19 protein-coding genes and 1 tRNA gene are annotated in these 20,086 nt (G+C 59.6%); 8 read left to right on the forward strand and 12 right to left on the reverse strand.

Translation table 11 applies throughout. The features are described from left to right. On the forward strand, positions 1-464 hold a 464-nt coding region (locus tag AF71_RS30055; RefSeq protein ID WP_169682664.1), incomplete at its 5' end, for an integrase core domain-containing protein. A 38-nt stretch (positions 465-502) separates the two neighbouring features. On the opposite strand, the gene AF71_RS30060 is transcribed toward AF71_RS30055, so the two are convergent. From AF71_RS30060 to xylF, 4 genes are all read right to left on the reverse strand, one after another. Next, positions 503-579 (reverse strand) — tRNA-Arg (locus AF71_RS30060). Positions 580-708: 129 nt separating this feature from the next. Next, positions 709-1,491, reverse strand: coding sequence for an ATP-binding cassette domain-containing protein (locus AF71_RS30065; RefSeq protein ID WP_018857493.1), 783 nt, complete (start codon positions 1,489-1,491; stop codon positions 709-711). A 15-nt stretch (positions 1,492-1,506) separates the two neighbouring features. Next, the gene (locus tag AF71_RS30070) at positions 1,507-2,817 is read right to left on the reverse strand and encodes a sugar ABC transporter permease (protein WP_025662836.1); all 1,311 of its coding nucleotides are present in this window, start codon (positions 2,815-2,817) and stop codon (positions 1,507-1,509) included. A gap of 252 nt (positions 2,818-3,069) precedes the next feature. After that, complete coding sequence (gene xylF, locus AF71_RS30075) at positions 3,070-4,110, reverse strand: D-xylose ABC transporter substrate-binding protein (RefSeq protein ID WP_018116461.1); 1,041 nt, start codon at positions 4,108-4,110, stop codon at positions 3,070-3,072. Between the two features lie 225 nt (positions 4,111-4,335). Between xylF and AF71_RS30080 the strand changes: the two genes are divergently transcribed. Next, complete coding sequence (locus AF71_RS30080) at positions 4,336-5,559, forward strand: ROK family transcriptional regulator (protein ID WP_169684369.1); 1,224 nt, start codon at positions 4,336-4,338, stop codon at positions 5,557-5,559. A gap of 92 nt (positions 5,560-5,651) precedes the next feature. Here AF71_RS30080 and iolG read toward each other — a convergent pair whose 3' ends face one another. Further along, positions 5,652-6,644: an inositol 2-dehydrogenase gene (iolG, locus tag AF71_RS30085; protein WP_018857496.1), complete on the reverse strand. Its 993-nt coding sequence runs from the start codon at positions 6,642-6,644 to the stop codon at positions 5,652-5,654. Between the two features lie 154 nt (positions 6,645-6,798). Between iolG and AF71_RS30090 the strand changes: the two genes are divergently transcribed. After that, complete coding sequence (locus AF71_RS30090) at positions 6,799-7,062, forward strand: hypothetical protein (RefSeq protein ID WP_025662839.1); 264 nt, start codon at positions 6,799-6,801, stop codon at positions 7,060-7,062. Here the strand turns inward: AF71_RS30090 and AF71_RS30095 are convergent, their stop codons facing one another. Together AF71_RS30095 and AF71_RS30100 are read right to left on the reverse strand one after the other, a co-directional pair. Next, positions 7,063-7,548 (reverse strand): hypothetical protein, encoded by a 486-nt coding sequence (locus AF71_RS30095; protein WP_025662840.1) that lies wholly within the window; start codon positions 7,546-7,548, stop codon positions 7,063-7,065. Positions 7,549-7,602: 54 nt separating this feature from the next. Further along, the gene (locus tag AF71_RS30100) at positions 7,603-8,610 is read right to left on the reverse strand and encodes a LysR family transcriptional regulator (RefSeq protein ID WP_018857499.1); all 1,008 of its coding nucleotides are present in this window, start codon (positions 8,608-8,610) and stop codon (positions 7,603-7,605) included. Positions 8,611-8,882: 272 nt separating this feature from the next. Between AF71_RS30100 and chvE the strand changes: the two genes are divergently transcribed. From chvE to AF71_RS30125, 5 genes are all read left to right on the forward strand, one after another. Further along, complete coding sequence (chvE, locus tag AF71_RS30105) at positions 8,883-9,947, forward strand: multiple monosaccharide ABC transporter substrate-binding protein (protein WP_018857500.1); 1,065 nt, start codon at positions 8,883-8,885, stop codon at positions 9,945-9,947. A 98-nt stretch (positions 9,948-10,045) separates the two neighbouring features. Next, on the forward strand, positions 10,046-11,584 hold the full coding sequence (gene mmsA, locus AF71_RS30110; protein WP_025660466.1) for a multiple monosaccharide ABC transporter ATP-binding protein: 1,539 nt from the start codon (positions 10,046-10,048) through the stop codon (positions 11,582-11,584). Continuing rightward, on the forward strand, positions 11,581-12,789 hold the full coding sequence (gene mmsB / locus AF71_RS30115) for a multiple monosaccharide ABC transporter permease (protein WP_025660465.1): 1,209 nt from the start codon (positions 11,581-11,583) through the stop codon (positions 12,787-12,789). The genes mmsA and mmsB overlap by 4 nt, the downstream gene beginning before the upstream one ends. 112 nt (positions 12,790-12,901) lie before the next feature. Beyond that, positions 12,902-13,897, forward strand: coding sequence for an AraD1 family protein (gene araD1 / locus AF71_RS30120; protein ID WP_026371821.1), 996 nt, complete (start codon positions 12,902-12,904; stop codon positions 13,895-13,897). 71 nt (positions 13,898-13,968) lie between these two features. After that, positions 13,969-15,402 (forward strand): aldehyde dehydrogenase family protein, encoded by a 1,434-nt coding sequence (locus AF71_RS30125; protein WP_169684371.1) that lies wholly within the window; start codon positions 13,969-13,971, stop codon positions 15,400-15,402. A gap of 81 nt (positions 15,403-15,483) precedes the next feature. Here the strand turns inward: AF71_RS30125 and AF71_RS30130 are convergent, their stop codons facing one another. The 5 genes from AF71_RS30130 to AF71_RS30150 all read right to left on the reverse strand — a co-directional run. Continuing rightward, complete coding sequence (locus AF71_RS30130) at positions 15,484-16,308, reverse strand: transglutaminase family protein (protein WP_025660462.1); 825 nt, start codon at positions 16,306-16,308, stop codon at positions 15,484-15,486. Between the two features lie 11 nt (positions 16,309-16,319). Next, positions 16,320-17,261 carry an alpha-E domain-containing protein gene (locus tag AF71_RS30135; protein WP_018857506.1) on the reverse strand — a complete coding sequence of 314 codons (942 nt, stop codon included), beginning with the start codon at positions 17,259-17,261 and terminating at the stop codon, positions 16,320-16,322. Next, entirely contained in the window at positions 17,261-18,670 is a 1,410-nt protein-coding gene (locus AF71_RS30140) for a circularly permuted type 2 ATP-grasp protein (RefSeq protein WP_018857507.1), read from the reverse strand. The genes AF71_RS30135 and AF71_RS30140 overlap by 1 nt, the downstream gene beginning before the upstream one ends. 313 nt (positions 18,671-18,983) lie before the next feature. Further along, the gene (locus tag AF71_RS30145; protein WP_169684373.1) at positions 18,984-19,625 is read right to left on the reverse strand and encodes a VOC family protein; all 642 of its coding nucleotides are present in this window, start codon (positions 19,623-19,625) and stop codon (positions 18,984-18,986) included. Between the two features lie 294 nt (positions 19,626-19,919). After that, positions 19,920-20,086, reverse strand: a 167-nt coding sequence (locus tag AF71_RS30150) for a transposase (RefSeq protein WP_037214703.1), incomplete at its 5' end; no start/stop codon positions are given.

Below are 20,086 nucleotides of genomic sequence, written 5' to 3' on the forward strand. Positions count from 1 at the left end.
GCAACCCGCAGCAGAACGGCCGCCATGAACGCATGCATCTGACACTGAAACTTGAGACAACCAAGCCGGCCGGAGACAATTTCCTGCAGCAGCAAGCCCGCTTCGACGACTTCGTCGAGGAGTTCAACAGCGAGCGGCCCCACCAGGCGCTCAACATGGCCTACCCGGCAGAGCGCTACGACGCGTCACCGCGCGCCTACCGCGGCCTACCCGATCTCGACTACCCGTTCCACGACCAGACAGTCACCGTCACAACATGCGGACGCATCTGCTACAAGCGGAAGAAGATCAATCTCAGTCTGGTCTTCGCCGGTCAGCCCGTCGGCATCAAACAGGTCGAAGACCATATCTGGCTGACAAGCTTTATGGACTACGATCTGGGATACTTCGATGATGAGACATGCAGGCTTGAACCTTTGCCGAACCCTTTCGGTCCAAAAGTGTTACCTATGTCTCAGGAATAAAACGTAACCTATGTGTCCAGAACGGACCCGAGAGTTAGTGGCGCACCCGACAGGATTCGAACCTGTGACCTTTGGAATCGGAATCCAACACTCTATCCAGCTGAGCTACGGGTGCATGCCGAGGCGCTTGAATCGCCTTGTCCGATGCGAGGTTCTTAGCCTAGCTTCTCGCTGGCTTCAATCTACAAAATGAAAAGTCCGCCGTTCTTGCGGGCGGCGGACTTTTATGTCTCACGTCTGCGGGTCAGGCCTGCATGGCGCCGGGGCCGGGGATGGCCTTTGGCGGCACCTTGCCGAGGATGATCATGCCGAGCACTTCGTCCTTGGTGACATCTTCGGTGCGGGCATGGCCGACGACCTGGCCGTTCTTCATCACCGAGACACGATCGGCGAGGTCGAAGACGTCGTGGATGTCGTGGCTGATCAGGAAGATGCCGATGCCTTCCTTCTTCAGCTGCTTGATCAGCTCGCCGACCTGCGCCGTTTCCTGGGGCCCGAGAGCCGCCGTTGGCTCGTCCATGATCAGGATGCGGGCATCGAAGAGGATCGCGCGGGCGATCGCCACAGACTGCCGCTGGCCGCCGGAAAGTGCTTTCACCGGCTCCTTGAAGCGGCGGAAGTTGGGGTTGAGGCGGCCCATCACCTCACGCGCGGAGGCTTCCATGGCGACGTCATCGAGCGTGCCCCACTTCGTGCGGATCTCGCGGCCGAGATAGAGGTTGGCGGCGGCATCGACGTTATCGGCGACGGCGAGCGTCTGGTAGATCGTCTCGATGCCGTACTTCTTCGCATCGCGCGGATTGCGGATGTCTGCCGGCTCGCCATTGATCAGGATCTCGCCGCTGTCGCGCTTGTAGGCGCCGGAGAGGATCTTGATGAGCGTCGACTTGCCGGCGCCGTTGTGGCCGAGAAGGGCGACGACTTCGCCGGGGTAGAGATCGACCGAAGCATTGTCCACAGCGTGGATGCCGCCGAAGGAGATCGAGATGTTTTTCATTTCCACAAGGGGAGTGCGTTGATCAGTCATATCTAGGACTCCTCTTTACTTCGACCGCGAGCGATAGACGGTGTCGAGCCAGACGGCAACGACAAGCACGGCGCCCACGACAACATTTTGTATGGGCGTGTCGACGTTGGCGAGGCCCATCCCCGATTGCAGCGACTGCATGACCAGCGCGCCGAGCATTGCGCCGGCGATCGTACCGGTGCCGCCGGCGAGCGAGGTGCCGCCGATGACGGCTGCGGCGATCGTATAGAGCTCGTAGGTCGTGCCTTGCGAGTTGGCGGCGGCGTTGAGGCGGGCGGTCGAGATCGCCGCGGCGACAGCCGCGAGAAAGCCCATAAGCGCGAAGATCCGGACGGCGACCCAGCGGGTCTTGATGCCGGCGAGCTCGGCTGCTTCAGGGTTGCCACCGATCGCGAAGACGTAGCGGCCGAAGCGCAAGCGGGTGGCGATGAAGGTCATGACGATGCCGACGAGAATGGCGATCAGCACCGGCACGGCGATGCCGTAGGAGATGAAGAGCCCCGTTTCCGGCCAGGCGATGTTGTTGGCTTCGGCGTACTTCTTGGCGATCGCCACCGGCCAGTAATAGATGGTGGACACCCAGATGGCGCCAAGGACTAGGGTGCAGCCGAGAACTGCCAAGAAATACTCTGCCCAGAGCGGACGGCGTGGGAAGTTGAAACGCTTGCGCTGGTGGCGCGAGCCGATGATGCCGACGACGATCAGCACACAGGCGACAAGCCCGATGATCCAGCTCCACGTGGCTCCGACAGCCCCTTCAGCGCCGCCGCCCATAATGCGGAACGTCGTGTCGAGAGGTGCGACCGTCTGGCCCGATGTCACGTACCAGGCAAGACCGCGCCAGGCGAGGAAGCCGCCGAGCGTGACGATGAAGGAGGGGACACCCAGGAAGGCGATGATGACGCCCTGGAAAAGACCGATCAGCGTTCCGGCAACCAGACCGCAGACCAACGTGATCAGCCAGGTCCAGGAGTTGTCGAAGCCGAGGTACTGCGGCAGGAATTTCGCCTGGACGACGCCCATGATCATGGCGACAAGGCCAAGCATGGAGCCGATCGACAGGTCGATGTTGCGGGTGACGATGACAAGCACCATGCCGGTCGCGAGAACCGCGATTTCGGTCGTCTGGACCGAGAGGTTCCAGAGGTTGCGCGGCGTCAGGAAGAGCCCGCCGGTGTAGAGATGAAAGCCGATCCAGATGACGAGCAGCGCGGCGACCATGCCAAGCAGGCGCGTGTCGATCTCGGTTGCGCGCAGGAAGCGCGTAAAAGCGTTGCCCTCCGCCGAGCGCGGATGGCTCGATGAGGATTGCGTGATGTTTGCCATGGGTTTGCCGTTTCCCCCATTGTTTGGGCCGTGGCGCGGGTGCCCGAAAAGCCCGAACCGAGGTTGCCCTGTTCTTGAATTGACCACCGAGAGACTTCCGAAATGGCCGCTCAAGGCGCGGCACTATTCTGGCAGGGAATCAAAGCGTTCGGTGCGTTACGAGGCGGGAGTGTCCGTGGAGGAGGCACCATCCGCATCCGGCGCCGCAACGAGACCGCTGCGGCGCCGGCGTGTTGATTGACCTGGCGAAGATTAATCGCAGGCCTTGACGCTGCCGGCCTTTACGCCCTGGCAAGCTTCAGCCTTGGAAATCCAGCCGGCGTCGATGACGACGTTCAGGTTGTCCTTGGTGATGGCCTCCGGCTTCAGGAAGATCGACTGCATCTTCACCTTCTTCGGGCCGCCCTCGAAAGTGGTGACACCGTCGATCTTGTCCATCGTCTTCCCACCAGCGAGGTCGAGCGCGATTTCAGCAGCGCGCTTGCCGAGTTCGCGCGAGTCCTTCCAGACGGAAACCGTCTGAGTACCAAGCGCGATGCGGTTCAGAGCAGCCTTGTCGGCGTCCTGCCCGGAAACCGGAACGGTGCCTGCCATGCCCTGTGCGTCGAGCGCGGCAACAGCGCCACCGGCGGTGCCGTCGTTCGAAGCAACAACGGCGTCAACCTTGTTGTTGTTGGCGGTCAGGAACTGCTCCATGTTACGCTGGGCGTTCTGCGGCAGCCAGCCGTCGGTGTAGGCTTCGCCGACGTTCTTGATCTTGCCGGCATCGACAGCCGCCTTCAACACTTCCATCTGGCCCGAGAACAGGAAGTCCGCGTTCGGGTCGGACGAAGAACCCTTGATGAAGACGTAATTGCCTTCCGGCTTGGCCTTGAATACGCCTTCGGCCTGCAGGCGACCGACTTCCTTGTTGTCGAAGGTGATGTAGAAAGCAGCCGGATTTTCAATCAGGCGGTCGTAGCCGACAACCGGAATGCCTTCAGCAGCAGCCTTTTCGATGGCAGGGCCGATAGCATCGCTATCCTGGGCGAGAACGATGAGTGCATTCGCGCCCTGCGAAATCAGCGATTCAACATCGGTCAGCTGCTTTGCGGCAGACGACTGCGCATCAGCGGAAATGTACTTTGCGCCCTTGGCTTCGAGGGCCTTCTTGATGGCGGCTTCGTCGGTCTTCCAACGCTCTTCCTGGAAGTTCGACCAGGAAACGCCGACGACGAGATCAGCTGCCATTGCGGCGGTGTGCACCGACACGAGGATGGCCGCCCCGGCCATCAGCTTCAAAACAGACTTCATAAATATCCTCCCGAGTGAATAGCGGCCAGCCCCAGCCAGTGGTTCCTCCGGCCGCCGCGGTTCGCTGGCGAGAAATTTGAATTATTTTCTCGACAGTCGAGAAATTAAGTGTCAGAGATTTTTTCAACTGTCAACACCGCACTACCGGCTTCGTTGCGTCGCGAAAAAATTGCTGGAGATGGGGTGTGAGCGAGGGCGGAATGCGAGGGGGAGAGGCCGGCATATATGCTGACCAAGTCGAGCACGGAGTTGGTCCGGCAGAGAAACAGCGTCCTTGTATTAGCTGCGCTTCGACGACATGGGGCGCTGGCGCATACAGAGATTGCCGACTTTACGAAGCTTTCCTCCGCGACGATTTCAGCAATCACGGCTGACCTCGAAAAAGCGCAAATCATTGAAAAATCCGAGCAGCAGCCAAGTAGCGGAAGAGGGCGTCCGCGCGTGCTGTTTCGACAGCGGCGCGACTGCGGCTACCTTGTCGTCGTGATCATTTCATCGGACGGCGTGCAATATTCGCTGGTCGACTACGCAGGCAAACTCATCGACCGGTTCGGCGAGGAAAGGTCGCATGATCCCGCCGGTGCCGAGCGGTTTATTGCCTCTATTAAACAGGGGCTTGCGCGCATTCTTTCACGCTCGAAGCTGCCCCAGGAAAGGGTGCTGCTGATATCGATCAGCAGCAAAGGTCTGGTGCATCCGACCGACCCTGTACTGGTGTGGTCGCCGATTTTCGGCAGCAATCAGATCGACTTCGAATCGGCCTTGCGGCCGGATTGGCAGGCCAGGATTTTTCTGGGGAACGAGACCCAGCTCGTCGCAGCCGCACTCGGCGCACATGAAGCGAATGCGAGGCCGGTTGATTTTCGGTCGCTCGCCGCCTTGTCGCTCGGACATAGTGTCGGGCTCGGCATCGTCCGGAGCACGGGGCCGGGCGAGCGTGAAGTGTCGGCCCCAAATTTTGGACATATGTTGCATATGGCAAACGGCGGCCTTTGTCGCTGCGGCAGCAGGGGATGCATCGAGGCTTATGCTGGCTTCTACGCCATTTTGCGCATGGCCTTCGAAGTGCCGCTCGACACGATCCCAGCCAAGTTCGTGCCGGTCGCCGGGCTCGACAAGATCGCCGCCCAAGCGCGACAGGGGCACCGCATGTCTGCCTTGGCATTCAGGCAGGCCGGTATTGCACTCGGAAATGGGCTTTCGCGTCTGCTAAGTCTGACAGAACGCATGCCGATCGCCATCACCGGGCCGGGAACGCGTTACTATGATCTGTTGCGACCGGGGATCGAGGAAGGGCTTGGCCAGACGCATGTCGTGCGGATGGAGGGAATGCCGGAGATCCGAGTCGTTCCCGACGAATCGATCCTCGTGTTCGAGGGTCATCTCGACCGGGCATTGTCGGTGATCGATCAGGAGCTGGTCTTGTCCGGTATCCAGGGATCGGATTAGCGGTGCGCCTAGCGGATCGTGCAGATGGAACGAGAAATGGCCGGGCAGGGACCCGGCCATTTCACAGGTGGCTTTCGGTCGGGAGAGGGCCGTCAGCCAATCTTGATGAGCTTGCCTTCCTTGACGGACTGCACGGCGGCATCGGCAAGCGCGAGGGCAGCCAGGCCATCGGCGCCCGACGGCGAGATGGTCGCGCCCTTTTCGATTGCGGCGATGAAGCTCGCGATCTCGTTGGCGTAAGCTTCGGTATAGCGAGTCATAAAAAAGTCATGCAGCGGCGGACGGGTATAGCCGTCGCCGTTGGCGACCTCGATCGAGACCGGACGCTGGTTCTCGGCAGCGACCATGCCCTTCGAGCCATGCACTTCGATGCGCTGATCGTAGCCGTAGGTGGCACGGCGGGAATTGGAGATGATTGCCTGCTTGCCGGATTTGGTCCGCAGGATCACGGAAACGCTGTCGTAGTCGCCGGCTTCGCCGATCGCCTTGTCGACGAGGACGGCGGCGGTCGCGCTGACGGCAACCGGCTCTTCGCCGAGCAGGAAGCGGGCCATGTCGAAGTCATGGATCGTCATGTCGCGGAAGATGCCGCCCGAACGCTTGATGTAATCGACTGGCGGGGCGCCAGGATCGCGCGAGGTGATCGTTACCATTTCGACATCGCCGATTCGGCCATCATCGATCGTCTTGCGAACAGCCATGAAGTGCGGGTCGAAGCGTCGGTTGAAGCCGACCATCAGCTTCGCCTTGGTCTCGTCGACGACCTTGATGCAGGCCTTGACGCGGGCAACGTCGAGATCGATTGGCTTTTCGCAGAAGATCGCCTTTCCAGCGCGCGCGAATCGCTCGATCAGTTCGGCGTGGGTGTCGGTCGGGGTGCAGATGACGACGGCGTCGATATCCTTGGCGGCTTCGATCGCGTCGATCGTGCGGACCTCGCAGCCGTAAGCCGATGCGATCGCTTCGGCGGCCTGCGGAAAGGCGTCGGCGACGGCAACGAGCTTGGCATTGGCATCGCCGCTGACGGCCTTCGCATGAACCTTGCCGATACGGCCGGCGCCGAGAAGACCAAATCTGACTGTCATGAGAACCTCCCTTGAATTCGGAACAAATGAACCGAACTGTGATGCTTGTGGAATTTTCATTCCATTTAATGGCTGCCGCGTCAAGCCCGGCGCTCTTTCACATTTACGGAATCCATCCTAAAGACATGTCATCGAAATACCGCGCGGGATAAATATGCAACTCATCGATCCGAACCATCCGGCCTATCGCCCGCTGTGGGCTCGCATCCTGATTGTGGCCGTTTGCTTTGGCTGGGCGCTGGTCGAAATGATCACCGGCGATCCATTCTGGGCGGTCCTGTCGGGCGGCGCAGGCGTCTATGCGGCCTATATGCTGTTCTGGAACTACAAGCCGCAGTCGCCGGAGGCGGACACGGCGCCATCTTCCGATGACGCGGAAGAGGCAGAAGATACAGAAGCCAAGAAGGACGCTGACTAGTCAGCGGGCAAGGCGGCGCAGCGCCTGGTCGATCAGCAGGTTCGCTATCGTCATCCGCTTGGTAGCGTTCTCGCGGAACAGCGGGTTGACGCGATCGGGATGGTTCTGCTTGGCAAAGGCGCGGCGCTTTTCGCTGAGGCTCTGGGCTGTATCACGCGCAGAAATGTCCAGTTCGGCCGCGATATCTTCAGGCGCGATGCGCTCGAGGTGATCGGGCATCACCGGCTCGGGCTCTGGTTCAGGAGGCGGCAAGGGCTCAGGCGACCGCTCGGCCACGGTCTCCGATGCGGCGAATTCCATTGTCTCGAAATATGCCTGGTTGGGTCGCGCTGACGACGCCGAGACGCCTTCCATGACGTCGAACGCGAGGCCGGTATTGAGACCGCTTACGCGGGCGGCGGCGGGTGCATCCTGTTCGACGGTTTCGTCGTCCTCCGCCTTCAGGCGGTCGAGCACGGACTGGAACACGGATTGGCCGAACAGCATGATTGCCTCCCTTGGAGGGGCGCATTAGATCCGAACAAGGTGGTGCAAGGCTTGTCAGAGCACTCCCGCCTTCTTGCTTTCGGCCAGTACCAGGTCATAAAGCAGCCGTGCGCTCGGGGGCAGCGCACGTTCCTTGACCGTTATCAGGCTGTAGGGCCTGACGTTGATCTCGAAATCGATCGGCAACACCCGCACATCCGAAGCCTTCGACCGATGGGTCGCCAGGAACTGCGCCACATCGAGCGCGATCGGCGCGATCGCATCCGTCTGGCAAACCGTCGCACAGGTGAGCAGCAGCGAAGAGGTGTTGACGATATTTTCCGGGAGCAGCACGCCGCGAGAAAGGAAGAGGTCCTCGATCGTCCGGCGCAGGAGCGTTCCCGCTGGTTGGAAAACCCAATCATATTGTGGAAGGTCCTCGAGGGAGGCGACCTTCTTCTTCAAGAGCGGATGGCCGCCCCGTACGATCAGACAGGCCTTCTCCACGCCGATTTCCTGGACCTGGAAGAGGCGCGGGTTGAGATCATCGGGAATGCGGCTGATGATGAAGTCATGCTGGGCGGCGAGCAACTCGCGGGCAAGCACGTTGCTCGTTTCAACCTGTATGGTGACCTCTATGCCGGGTAGGGCGCTTCTAACGCGCTTTATCGCCGGCACGACCAGGCTCATGGCTGGGGCAGTGACGGCGCCGATAAAGACGGTACCTCCCTTGCCCGTTTTGAGTTCGGCGATTTCCCTGCCCGCCTCGCGCAGCTCGAGCATGATCTTGCGCGCGCGTCTGGCAAGCGCCTGTCCGAAGGTCGTCAGCACGACGCCGCGTGCCACGCGTTCGTATAGTGGCGTCTTAACGATCGATTCCATTTCGGACAGGATTCGCGAGGCTGCCGGCTGTGAAATGTTCAGCGCTTCGGCCGCCGCGGAAATCTGCCCGCTATCTTCGATTGCGACGATCATTCGCAGATGATTCAGCTTGAGGCCCAATCGCAAAAAGGCGTCATCGGCAAAGATATCCGTATGAATGTCGACGTGACCATGCGTCTGCGGGTCCGAAATGATCGCCATGGTTGCGGCCTCCCATCCGCGTTCCATTAAAAGTAATACTTTTTAACGATATACCAAAATTGTTATGCACTTTACCAGTTATTCTATTTGACAGTTATGGGATTCCATACCAGTTTGCCGCCGTGTGCTGGTTGGCATTCAACACGTGAGAGCGTGGAGGAGACCTACTTCGTTTCTCACCATCTGAAGTAATTATCCAAGACGGAACCTGCCACAGTTTCGGGGCGGGCGATTTTTCGCACGCGCGTTTATTAACTAAGGGAGAGAGAGATATGAAATCCATTATCTCGTTGATGGCAGCGGCGGCCTTTGGCGTCGCTTCGTTCGTTATGCCGGCTTTGGCAGCCGACAAGGGCACTGTCGGCATTGCGATGCCCACGAAGTCGTCCGCTCGCTGGATCGACGACGGCAACAACATCGTCAAGCAGCTCCAGGACGCTGGCTATGCCACCGACCTGCAGTACGCTGACGACGACATTCCGAACCAGCTGTCTCAGATTGAGAACATGGTCACGAAGGGCGTTAAGGTTCTCGTCATCGCCGCTATCGACGGCACGACGCTTTCCGACGTTCTCCAGAAGGCTCACGACGCAGGCATCAAGGTCATTGCTTATGACCGTCTGATCCGCGACTCGGGCAACGTCGACTATTACGCAACGTTTGACAACTTCAAGGTTGGCGTTCTGCAGGCAACCTCCATCGTTGACGCCCTCGGCCTCAAGGATGGCAAGGGCCCGTTCAACATCGAGCTCTTCGGCGGTTCGCCGGACGACAACAACGCCTTCTTCTTCTATGACGGCGCAATGTCTGTTCTGCAGCCTTACATCGATAGCGGCAAGCTGGTCGTAAAGTCCGGCCAGACCGGCATGGACAAGGTTGGCACGCTGCGTTGGGACCCGGCAACGGCCCAGGCTCGTATGGACAACCTGCTCTCGGCTAACTACACCGACGCGAAGGTCAATGCAGTTCTCTCGCCTTACGACGGTCTGTCCATCGGCATCATCTCGTCGCTGAAGGGCGTTGGTTACGGTTCCGGCGATCAGCCGCTCCCGGTCGTTTCCGGCCAGGACGCTGAAGTTCCGTCGGTCAAGTCGATCATCGCTGGCGAGCAGCACTCCACGATCTTCAAGGACACCCGTGACCTCGCAAAGGTTACCGTCGGCATGGTCAACGCTCTGATGGAAGGCAAGGAGCCTGAAGTCAACGACACCAAGACCTACGACAACGGCGTCAAGGTCGTTCCGTCCTACCTGCTGACCCCGGTCGCAGTTGACAAGACCAACTACGAGAAGATCCTCGTAGAAGGCGGTTACTACAAGGCTGACCAGCTGAAGTAATAATTGTACCAAGTTGGCCGGAACCCGCTGCTTGCGGGTTCCGGTCTTCAATTTTATGATCGCCGCGTCCCTTTGGCTGCTGGCGTTGGATTATGACCATGGACAACACAATCCTCGAAATGCGGAACATCACCAAGACGTTCCCAGGCGTAAAGGCGCTTGAGAATGTGAACCTCAAGGTTCGACAGGGTGAGATCCACGCATTGGTGGGTGAAAATGGGGCCGGCAAGTCGACCCTTATGAAAGTTCTCTCCGGCGTCTACCCAGCCGGAACCTACGACGGCGATATTGTCTACGAAGGCGACGTCCGTCATTTCAAGGCGCTCAAGGATTCCGAAGAAATCGGCATCGTCATCATTCACCAGGAACTGGCACTGGTGCCGCTCCTGTCGATCGCCGAAAACATCTTCCTCGGCAACGAAGTTGCTCAGAATGGCATCATTAAGTGGCAAGAAGCCTTTAAGCGTACGAAAGAGCTGCTGAGCAAGGTTGGCCTCAAGGAGTCGCCGGAAACGCTCGTCACCGACATCGGCGTTGGCAAGCAGCAGCTGGTCGAAATCGCCAAGGCGCTGTCTAAGAGCGTGAAGCTGCTGATCCTCGATGAGCCGACGGCGTCACTCAACGAAAAGGATTCCGATGCACTGCTGGACCTCCTGATCGAGTTCCGCAACCAGGGCCTGACGTCGATCATCATCACGCACAAGCTCAACGAAGTTCGCAAGGTCGCTGACCAGATCACGGTTCTGCGCGACGGCATGACCGTCAAGTCGCTCGACTGTCAGACCGAAGAGATCAGCGAAGACATCATCATCAAGAACATGGTGGGCCGCGAACTCGCCGATCGTTATCCGCCGCGCTCCGTGCCGATCGGCGAAACGATCCTCGAGGTGAAGAATTGGAACGCTTTCCACCAGCATCACCGTGACCGCCAGGTTCTGCACGACATCAACGTCACCGTCCGCAAGGGCGAAGTGGTTGGCATCGCGGGCCTGATGGGCGCCGGCCGTACCGAATTCGCAATGAGCCTGTTCGGCAAATCCTATGGACACAAGATCCATGGTGACGTGTCGATGCACGGCAAGCCGGTCGATGTCAGCACCGTTCGCAAGGCCATCGACGCGGGTCTTGCCTATGTGACCGAAGACCGCAAGCATCTTGGTCTCGTACTCGGCGAGAACATCGTTCACAACACGACGCTCGCCAATCTGGCCGGGGTCTCGAAAGCCACGGTCATCGACACCATCAAGGAATCGAAGATCGCATCGGAATACCGCTCGAAGCTGCGCATCCGTAGCTCCAGCATCTTCCAGGAAACGGTCAATCTCTCCGGCGGCAACCAGCAAAAGGTTGTGCTGTCGAAGTGGCTGTTCTCCGACCCCGACGTCCTGATCCTGGACGAACCCACCCGCGGTATCGATGTCGGTGCAAAATACGAAATCTATACTATCATCAACCAGCTCGCAGCCGATGGTAAGGGTGTTCTGATGATCTCATCGGAAATGCCGGAACTGCTTGGTACGTGCGACCGCATCTACGTCATGAATGAAGGACGTATCGTTGCGGAACTGCCAAAGGGAGAGGCGAGCCAAGAAACCATCATGCGCGCTATCATGCGCTCAGGGGAGAAGAAACAATGACTCCGGTCAACCCTTCAGCCACCGAGGAAAGCAACGTCGTTTCCGTTGCGGACTATATCCGCGCCAACATTCGCGAATACGGCATGCTTATCGCGCTCGTCGCGATCATGGTGTTCTTCCAGTTCTACACGGGCGGCATTCTGTTCAAGCCGGTCAACCTAACGAACCTCGTTCTGCAGAACTCGTTCATCGTCATCATGGCGCTCGGCATGCTGCTCGTCATCGTGGCCGGCCACATTGACCTTTCGGTCGGATCCATCGTTGCCTTCGTCGGCGCGGTGGCGGCTATCATGACCGTCAACTGGCAGATGAACTTCGTACTTGCGGGCATTCTCTGCCTGGTCATCGGTGGCGCCATCGGTGCTGCGCAAGGCTACTGGATCGCGTATCACCGCATTCCGGCCTTCATCGTCACGCTCGCCGGCATGCTCGTCTTCCGCGGCCTGACGCTGTTCGTTCTGGGCGGCAAGAACATCGGCCCATTCCCGAAGGACTTCCAGGTTATCTCGACGGGCTTCCTGCCAGGCGAAATGATCGATATCGCCGGAATTCCGCTGCACTCCACGTCGCTGGTGCTGACCGTGCTGGGAACTGTCGTGCTCTTCTATCTCGCCTGGCGTCGCCGCAAGGTCAACGAGAGCCATGGCATCGATGTCGAGCCTTATGGCTTCTTCATCGCCCAAAACGTAATCATCTCGTTGGCGATCCTGTTCCTTGGCTTCCAGCTTTCCACCTACAAGGGCCTGCCGAACGTTCTCGTCGTCATGCTCGTGCTGATCGCGGCCTACACCTTCGTAACGCGCCGTACCACGATCGGTCGCCGCATCTACGCAATGGGCGGCAACGAGAAGGCAACCAAGCTGTCCGGTATCAACACCGAGCGCCTGAGCTTCTACACCTTCGTCAACATGGGTGTCCTGGCTGGTCTCGCCGGCATGATCATCGCGGCTCGCCTGAATTCGGCGACCCCGAAGGCAGGCGTTGGCTTCGAGCTTGACGTTATCGCGGCCTGCTTCATCGGCGGAGCTTCGGCATCCGGCGGCGTTGGCAAGATTACCGGTGCCGTCATCGGCGCGTTCATCATGGGCGTCATGAACAACGGCATGTCGATCGTCGGTCTCGGCATCGACTTCCAGCAGATGGTCAAGGGACTGGTGCTTCTCGCCGCCGTCTTCTTCGATGTCTACAACAAGAACAAGGGCTAAGCGCTCCGGCGCTGCCCAAGCATTCGCAGTCATGTGAACTTGCCAATCCGGCTCATTCTGGGAGCCGGATTGGCGAAGCATTTTCCGCGTTATCGAAAAAAGGATGAAGACCGTGCTGATTTCGCAGATCAAGGGTTCGAACGGAGAGATCATTGTCGCCGTGCGCGAGCCGGGCGGTACCGCGAAGGCCGTCAAGAACGCAGGCAGCGTCTATGCGCTGGCCATGGAAGCCGCAAACGGCGGCAAGTCGCTGTTGCAGGTGATTGAAGCACACGGCCTCGGCGATGCAGTCGACCTCGAAAAGGCTTATGCCGAAGGCAAGTTTCTGCCGCCGATGACGCATCCCGACGCTGCGCACCTGCATCTGACGGGCACGGGGCTGACGCATCTGGGCTCGGCTGCAACGCGCGATTCCATGCACAAGAAGACCTCCGAGGCGGCTGAAGAAACCCTCACCGACTCGATGAAGATGTTCAAGATGGGTCTCGAGAACGGCAAGCCGAAGGCCGGCGAGAAGGGCGTTCAGCCCGAGTGGTTCTACAAGGGCAACGGCTACGGTTCGGCTGCTCCGGGCGCGCCGCTCGTTTCTCCCTCCTTCGCGCTCGATGGCGGCGAAGAGCCTGAAATGGCGGGGATCTACGTCGTTGCGGAAGACGGCACACCCTTCCGCATCGGCTTTGCGCTGTCGAACGAGTTTTCCGACCACGTGACCGAGCGGATCAACTATCTCTACCTCGCGCACTCCAAGCTGCGCCCGGCAAGCTTTGGCCCGGAAATCCGCATTGGCGTTGCGCCTGAGGATATCCGCGGCACCTCGCGCATCAAGCGCGGCGACAAGGTGATCTTCGAAAAGCCGTTCCTGTCGGGCGAAGCGAACATGTCGCACACGTTCGCCAACCTCGAATACCATCACTTCAAGTACGGCCTGTTTCGTGTGCCCGGCGACGTCCACGTCCACATGTTCGGCACCGCGACGCTCTCCTTCGCGGAAGGCATCAAGGCTGAAGAGGGTGACGTCTTCGAAATCGAAGTCGCCGAATTCGGCTTACCGCTGCGCAACCCTCTGAAGATTGCCGCCGAAGAAGAGATTGCCGTCAAGCAGCTCTGATTTCGCAAGGCCCGGCCGCTTCGGCGGCCGGACCGTTTTTAATGGAACGGTGAAGGAGGCCCAGTCGGCCCATGACCATTTATAAGAACCTCATTGCCGGCGAATGGGTCGGCACGGACGCGACGAAGAACATCAATCCGTCGGATACCAACGAGGTCGTTGGCCTCTATGCGGATGGTTCGGCCGAAGACACGAAGAATGCGATCGCCGCCGCCAAGGCTGCTTTCCCGGCTTGGTCGCGCTCCGGCATCTGGGAGCGTCATGTCATCCTGAAGACGGCCGGCGACGAGATCATGGCTCGCAAGGACGAGCTCGGCGCTCTGCTGGCCCGCGAAGAAGGCAAGACGCTTCCCGAGGCAATCGGCGAGACCATTCGTGCATCGCAGATCTTTGAATTCTTTGCCGGCGAAGCGCTGCGTCTTGCAGGCGAGGTCATCCCGTCTGTTCGCCCGAATATTGGCGTCGAGATCACCCGTGACCCGCTCGGCGTCATCGGTATCATCACGCCCTGGAACTTCCCGATCGCGATCCCCGCCTGGAAGATCGCGCCGGCGCTCTGCTACGGCAATACCATCGTCTTCAAGCCGGCCGAACTCGTCCCGGGCTGCTCGTGGGCGATCGTCGACATCCTGCACCGTGCCGGCCTGCCAAAGGGCGTGCTGAACCTCGTCATGGGCAGGGGTTCGGTTGTCGGCCAGGCCATGCTCGACAGTCCTGATGTTACGGGCATCACCTTTACCGGTTCCACCGGTACCGGCCGCCGCGTCGCTAGCGCCTCGATCGAGCATAACCGCAAGTTCCAGCTGGAAATGGGTGGCAAGAACCCGATGGTCGTCCTCGACGATGCCGACCTTGGCGTCGCCGTCGAAGCAGCCGCCAATTCCGGTTTCTTCTCCACCGGCCAGCGTTGCACGGCGTCTTCTCGCCTGATCGTTACCGAAGGCATCCACGACAAGTTCGTCGCGGCGCTAAGGGAAAAGCTGCAGACGCTTGTTGTCGACAATGCATTGAAATCGGGCACGCACATCGGCCCCGTGGTCGATGAAAAGCAGCTGAAGACCGACACCGACTATATCGAGATCGGCAAGAAGGAGGGCGCCAAGCTCGCCTTCGGCGGCGAACTCGTCACCCGCGAAACGCCCGGCTTCTACCTGCAGCCGACGCTGTTCACGGAGGCCACGAACCAGATGCGCATTTCGCGCGAGGAAATCTTCGGACCGGTTGTCTCGGTCATCCGCGTCAAGGACTACGAAGAAGCGCTGGCAACCGCCAACGACACGCCATTCGGCCTGTCTGCCGGTATCGCCACGACGAGCCTCAAGCACGCGACGCATTTCAAGCGAAACTCCGAAGCGGGCATGGTGATGGTCAACCTGCCGACCGCTGGCGTGGATTTCCACGTTCCGTTCGGTGGCCGCAAGGGATCGTCCTACGGTCCGCGCGAGCAGGGCAAATACGCGGCCGAGTTTTACACGAGCGTCAAGACGGCCTATACGCTGGCCTAACGATGGCCCAAAACGATCCGAGCCGCTATGCGGCGGCTCGGACAACGGTATCTCGATATGAGTTCTTCGGAAGCCAGCCCTTCAGCTCTGGCTCTGGCTTTGCATCTGCCCCCGATCTTCAACCTTGACCACGACAGAGAGCTTTTCCCCCGGCGTGCCGATGCGCATGCCTGAAACGGGAGCCGCATCGCGGTAGCAGAGGCCGGAGGCGACACGCACATAGCGTGCGTCGGGGCAGATATTGTTGGCCGGATCGAAGCCGACCCAACCGAGGCCCGGGAGGTGCGCTTCGCCCCAGGCGTGGGTCGCCGACTGCTCGATCTTCTCTTCCATCATGAGGTAGCCGGAAACGTAGCGGGCCGGCACGCCGAGGCTGCGTGCGGCGGCGACAAAAATATGGGCATGGTCCTGGCAGACGCCGCTCTTCTTCTCAAGCGCTTGCTCAGCCGTGGTCTCCGTGTCGCTGGTCCCAGGCAAGTAGGTCACGGTCTCATGTATGCCGGACATCAGCGCGTGCATGCGAGCAAGCTCGTTCTCGCCGCTCACACCCTTGGTGAGTTCCTTGATCAGCTTTCCGGACTTCGTCCTCGGCGTTTCACGCAGGAAAAGCCAGAGCGGGCAGAAGCCGCTATGGGGGCCGAGTACCCCATTTCGATCTTCCGTTTCGACCTCGCCTTCGGCCACGATGCGTGTCGCCCGCTGCTCGCCTTCCAGCGAGACGAGGTTGACGTGGTTGCCAAACTGATCGTCGTATTCGACTTCGGGCCTAGCGCCCTCAACCTGCAGCGACCAGTTGATGACTGACTGTCCGGGAACGGAGAGCGGCGTCAGCCGCAGCCGCTGCAGCGAGAAGGCCGCCGGTTCTTCGTAGTGATATTCGGTGACGTGGCTTATCTTAAGCTTCATCTCATGCCCGCCTATGCATAGAACCGGTAACCATCGGAAATTTCCATGCCGAGCTGGTTGTTGCGTGTGACGAAATCTTCCAGAAATTCATGCAGGCCCTGATCCATGATCTCCTTGATGGCACGTGTCTGGAGTGTCTTGCGGATGGAATCGGCCGTATCATGCGCCGGCAGCCGCTCACCGTAATCCTTGGCGAGATAGCCGAGTTCGCTGACGATCTTCTCGTAGCAATAGGCGAGCGAACGCGGCATCTGGCCGTTCAGGATCAGGAAGTCGGCGATATTCATCGACCGATATTCGCCGTCATACGCCCAGCTGTAGGAGCGGTGGGCGGAGACGGAACGCAGGATCGATTCCCACTGGATGTTGTCGATCGACGTGCCGACGGCCGAGACCGAGGGCAGGAGCACATAATACTTCACGTCGAGAATACGGCTCGTATTGTCCGCGCGCTCGATGAAGGTTCCGATGCGGGCGAAATTGTAGAGTTCGTTTCTGAGCATCGAGCCGTGGAAGGCACCGCGGATCAGCCCGGCGCGATGCTTGATGGCATCGATTGCCTCCGGCATCTCGGCGGCCTTCAGCCGCTTCGAAAGTAGCGATTTTAGCTCGATCCAGAACTCATTGGTCGCTTCCCAGGTCTCGCGGGTCAGGGCGGTGCGCACCATGCGGGCGTTGTTTCGCCCGTAGTCGACGCAGGACATGACGCTTGAGGGATTGGAGCGGTCTCGCAGCAGGTAGTCGATCGCGTCGGCGCTCGTCAGCTTGCTGTGCCCCTCGTCAAAGGTCTCGCGCACGCCGGCGCTTTGCAGGACGCCGTCCCAGTCGTCGTCGCCGGTTCCGCTTCGGGTCAGCGACATGCGCAGGCCGGCATCGATGAGGCGCGCTATGTTTTCTGCGCGTTCGATGTAACGGAACATCCAGTAGAGTCCGTTTGCAGTTCTTCCGAGCATCAGTCCTCCAATACCCAGGTATCTTTTGTGCCGCCGCCCTGGCTGGAATTGACCACCAGCGAACCCTCTTTCAGGGCCACGCGCGTCAATCCGCCGGGAATGATCTGCACCTTGTCGGAGACGAGAACATATGGCCGCAAGTCCACGTGACGTGGCGCAATGCCTTTGTTGACGAGGATCGGCACGGTCGACAGCGAAAGTGTTGGCTGCGCGATGTAGTTGGCGGGCTTCGCCTTCAACTTCTCGGCAAAATCGGCGCGCTCCTTCTTGGTCGCCGTCGGGCCGACCAGCATGCCGTAGCCGCCGGAGCCGTGTACCTCCTTGACCACGAGTTCCTCGAGGTGCTCGAGCACGTATTTGAGGCTCTGCGGCTCGGAACAGCGCCAGGTCGGCACGTTTTCGAGGATCGGCTTGCGTCCGGTATAGAATTCGACGATCTCGGGCATGTAGGAATAGATCGCCTTGTCGTCCGATATGCCGGTGCCCGGCGCATTGGCGATGGTGATGTTGCCGGAACGATAGACATCCATGATGCCGGGGATGCCGAGTGCTGAATCCGGCCGGAAGGTGAGGGGATCGAGGAAGTCGTCGTCGACGCGGCGGTAGAGCACGTCGATCGCCTCATAGCCGCGGGTCGTGCGCATCTTCACCTTGCCGTCGATGACGCGGAGGTCCGAGCCTTCGACAAGCTCGACGCCCATCGTGTCAGCCAGGAACGAGTGCTCGTAATAAGCCGAGTTGTAGATGCCGGGTGTCAGGACCGCAACGCGTGGCTTGCCCTTGCAGCCCGGAGGCGCGAGCGATGCCAGGCTCTGGCGCAGCAGATAGGGATAGTCTTCGACCGGCCGGACCTTGTTGGCATGAAACAGGTCCGGAAACATCTGCATCATCGTTTCACGGTTTTCCAGCATGTAGCTGACACCGGAGGGTGTGCGGGCGTTGTCCTCCAGCACGTAGAACTCGTCCTCGCCGGTGCGCACGATATCAGTGCCAACGATATGCGTGTAGACGCCGCCGGGCGGCCGGAAGCCGATCATCTCGGGCAGGAAGGCGTCATTCCTCTCGATCAGTTCGCGCGGTATGCGACCGGCGCGGATGATTTCCTGCTTGTGGTAGATGTCATCGAGAAAAGCGTTGAGGGCGATTACCCGCTGCTCGATACCCTGTGCGAGCTTGCGCCATTCGCGACCTGAGATGATGCGGGGGATGATGTCGAAGGGAATGAGCTTTTCGGAAGAGTCTGCGTGTCCGTAGACCGCGAAGGTAATGCCAGTCTTGCGGAAGATGTTCTCCGCGTCCCGGGATTTTGCAATCAGATGCGCTCGATCTTGGTTACTGTACCACTCAAAGTATTTTTCATATGGCTGTCGCGGACTTTCGCCCCCGGTGATCATTTCATCAAATGCCAAAGGTGTGGCTCCCCTTTTTTGTTCATTTGAATACAACGCAAATGGCAATGCAAGAACCATGCACAGTTTGAACGCGAGATTCGTGAATCCTTCTCGAGGGCCAAAACAGACGAAAAACTGGGCATTTATCGATAGCTGGCGTCGACACGCCCGCCGTCAATCCTCAGCGTCCGCTCAAAATGTGAGCAGATGAACATTTTCGAGCCGAAAACCGATTCAATTTCGGGCTGAGCGCCGGGTATACGGTTGCGCGAGCATCAGGGAAACTTCAGGTAAGCATCAATGCTTCAGATACGACCGAGCTGCAGCGGGCTTAGGTCGCCTCGCCTGAAAACGCGATCAGGTTTCCGTCGGGGTCCTGCACGATGAAGCTGCGTGCGCCCCATGGCTCGGTGCGCAGGGGCTGGTGGAACGATGCGCCGGCGGCCTGATACTCCAGGAACAGCCGCTTCGGATCGTCGGCCGTTAACGTTGCGGAGAGGGCGTCGACTTCTCGCGCTCTGAAGCCAGCGTCGAAGACCGGCCCGCCGACCTTTCGCAGGTTCAGGCGCGCGCCGTCGCGAAACACCTGGGCATAAAATGGCGGCTCTCCGTACTGGAACGCCACTTCAAAACCCAGTTTCCGAACATAGAACTGGCACGAGGCAATGATATCGGAGACGAAGAGTTGCGGCTCCGCGGAGAGGACGAGCGGACGTCTACTGTCCGACGCTTTCGATTTCGTCATGGTTTCGATCCCTTTGACCAGCGCCGGCCAATCCGTAAAGCCATGCTTTCGGGCAACAAGCTCCTGAGCATCGCTGAGCTTGAAGTCGGCGTCCAATATTTCTCGATCGCTTTGATCTCGATATCTGGGCAGGATCCACCTGATCTGCGCCGCAACCGGATAGTACCGTTCGCGATGCCATCGCAGGTATGTCTTGGCTTGTTTTCTGAGGTTTTCGATATTTGGCATGGGCGCGGCTTACGTTTGACTTTGTCGTACGTAGGCGGGCAATGCCCCTCCGGCCCGAAGCCGACGCGCCCTACAGCAGCACCAGCATGCTAATGCAATGGGCCAATTGCCACAAGGCGAGATTGTAAGGCCGCGGGATCATTTGGCGTCGTGAGACGCGTATTGCAAAGGGCGGGATTTCTCCCGCCCTCAGACTGCTGACAAACCCGTCGATATTTTCGGCGGGTTTGTTTTTTGGACGTTGGTTGTTTTAGTTGGGTTCTGAGGCGGGGCGAAGTTGGCGGCCTCTGGCCCTCATGCCATGGCTGGTCTGGGTGGCTTGGTGAGCGCCATGGCGATCTTCTTGATGTTTTGGGCGGCTGCAGCCAGCAGGCACTGGCATGCGACGCGGGTGAGACTTCGAAAGCGGGCATAGCGATGCCCGTGAAGCTGCTTGGCATCGGCAAACGAGCGCTCGACCG

The organism is Rhizobium sp. 57MFTsu3.2 (genome assembly GCF_012932765.1).
In the GTDB taxonomy this organism is placed as follows: Bacteria; Pseudomonadota; Alphaproteobacteria; order Rhizobiales; family Rhizobiaceae; genus Rhizobium; species Rhizobium altiplani.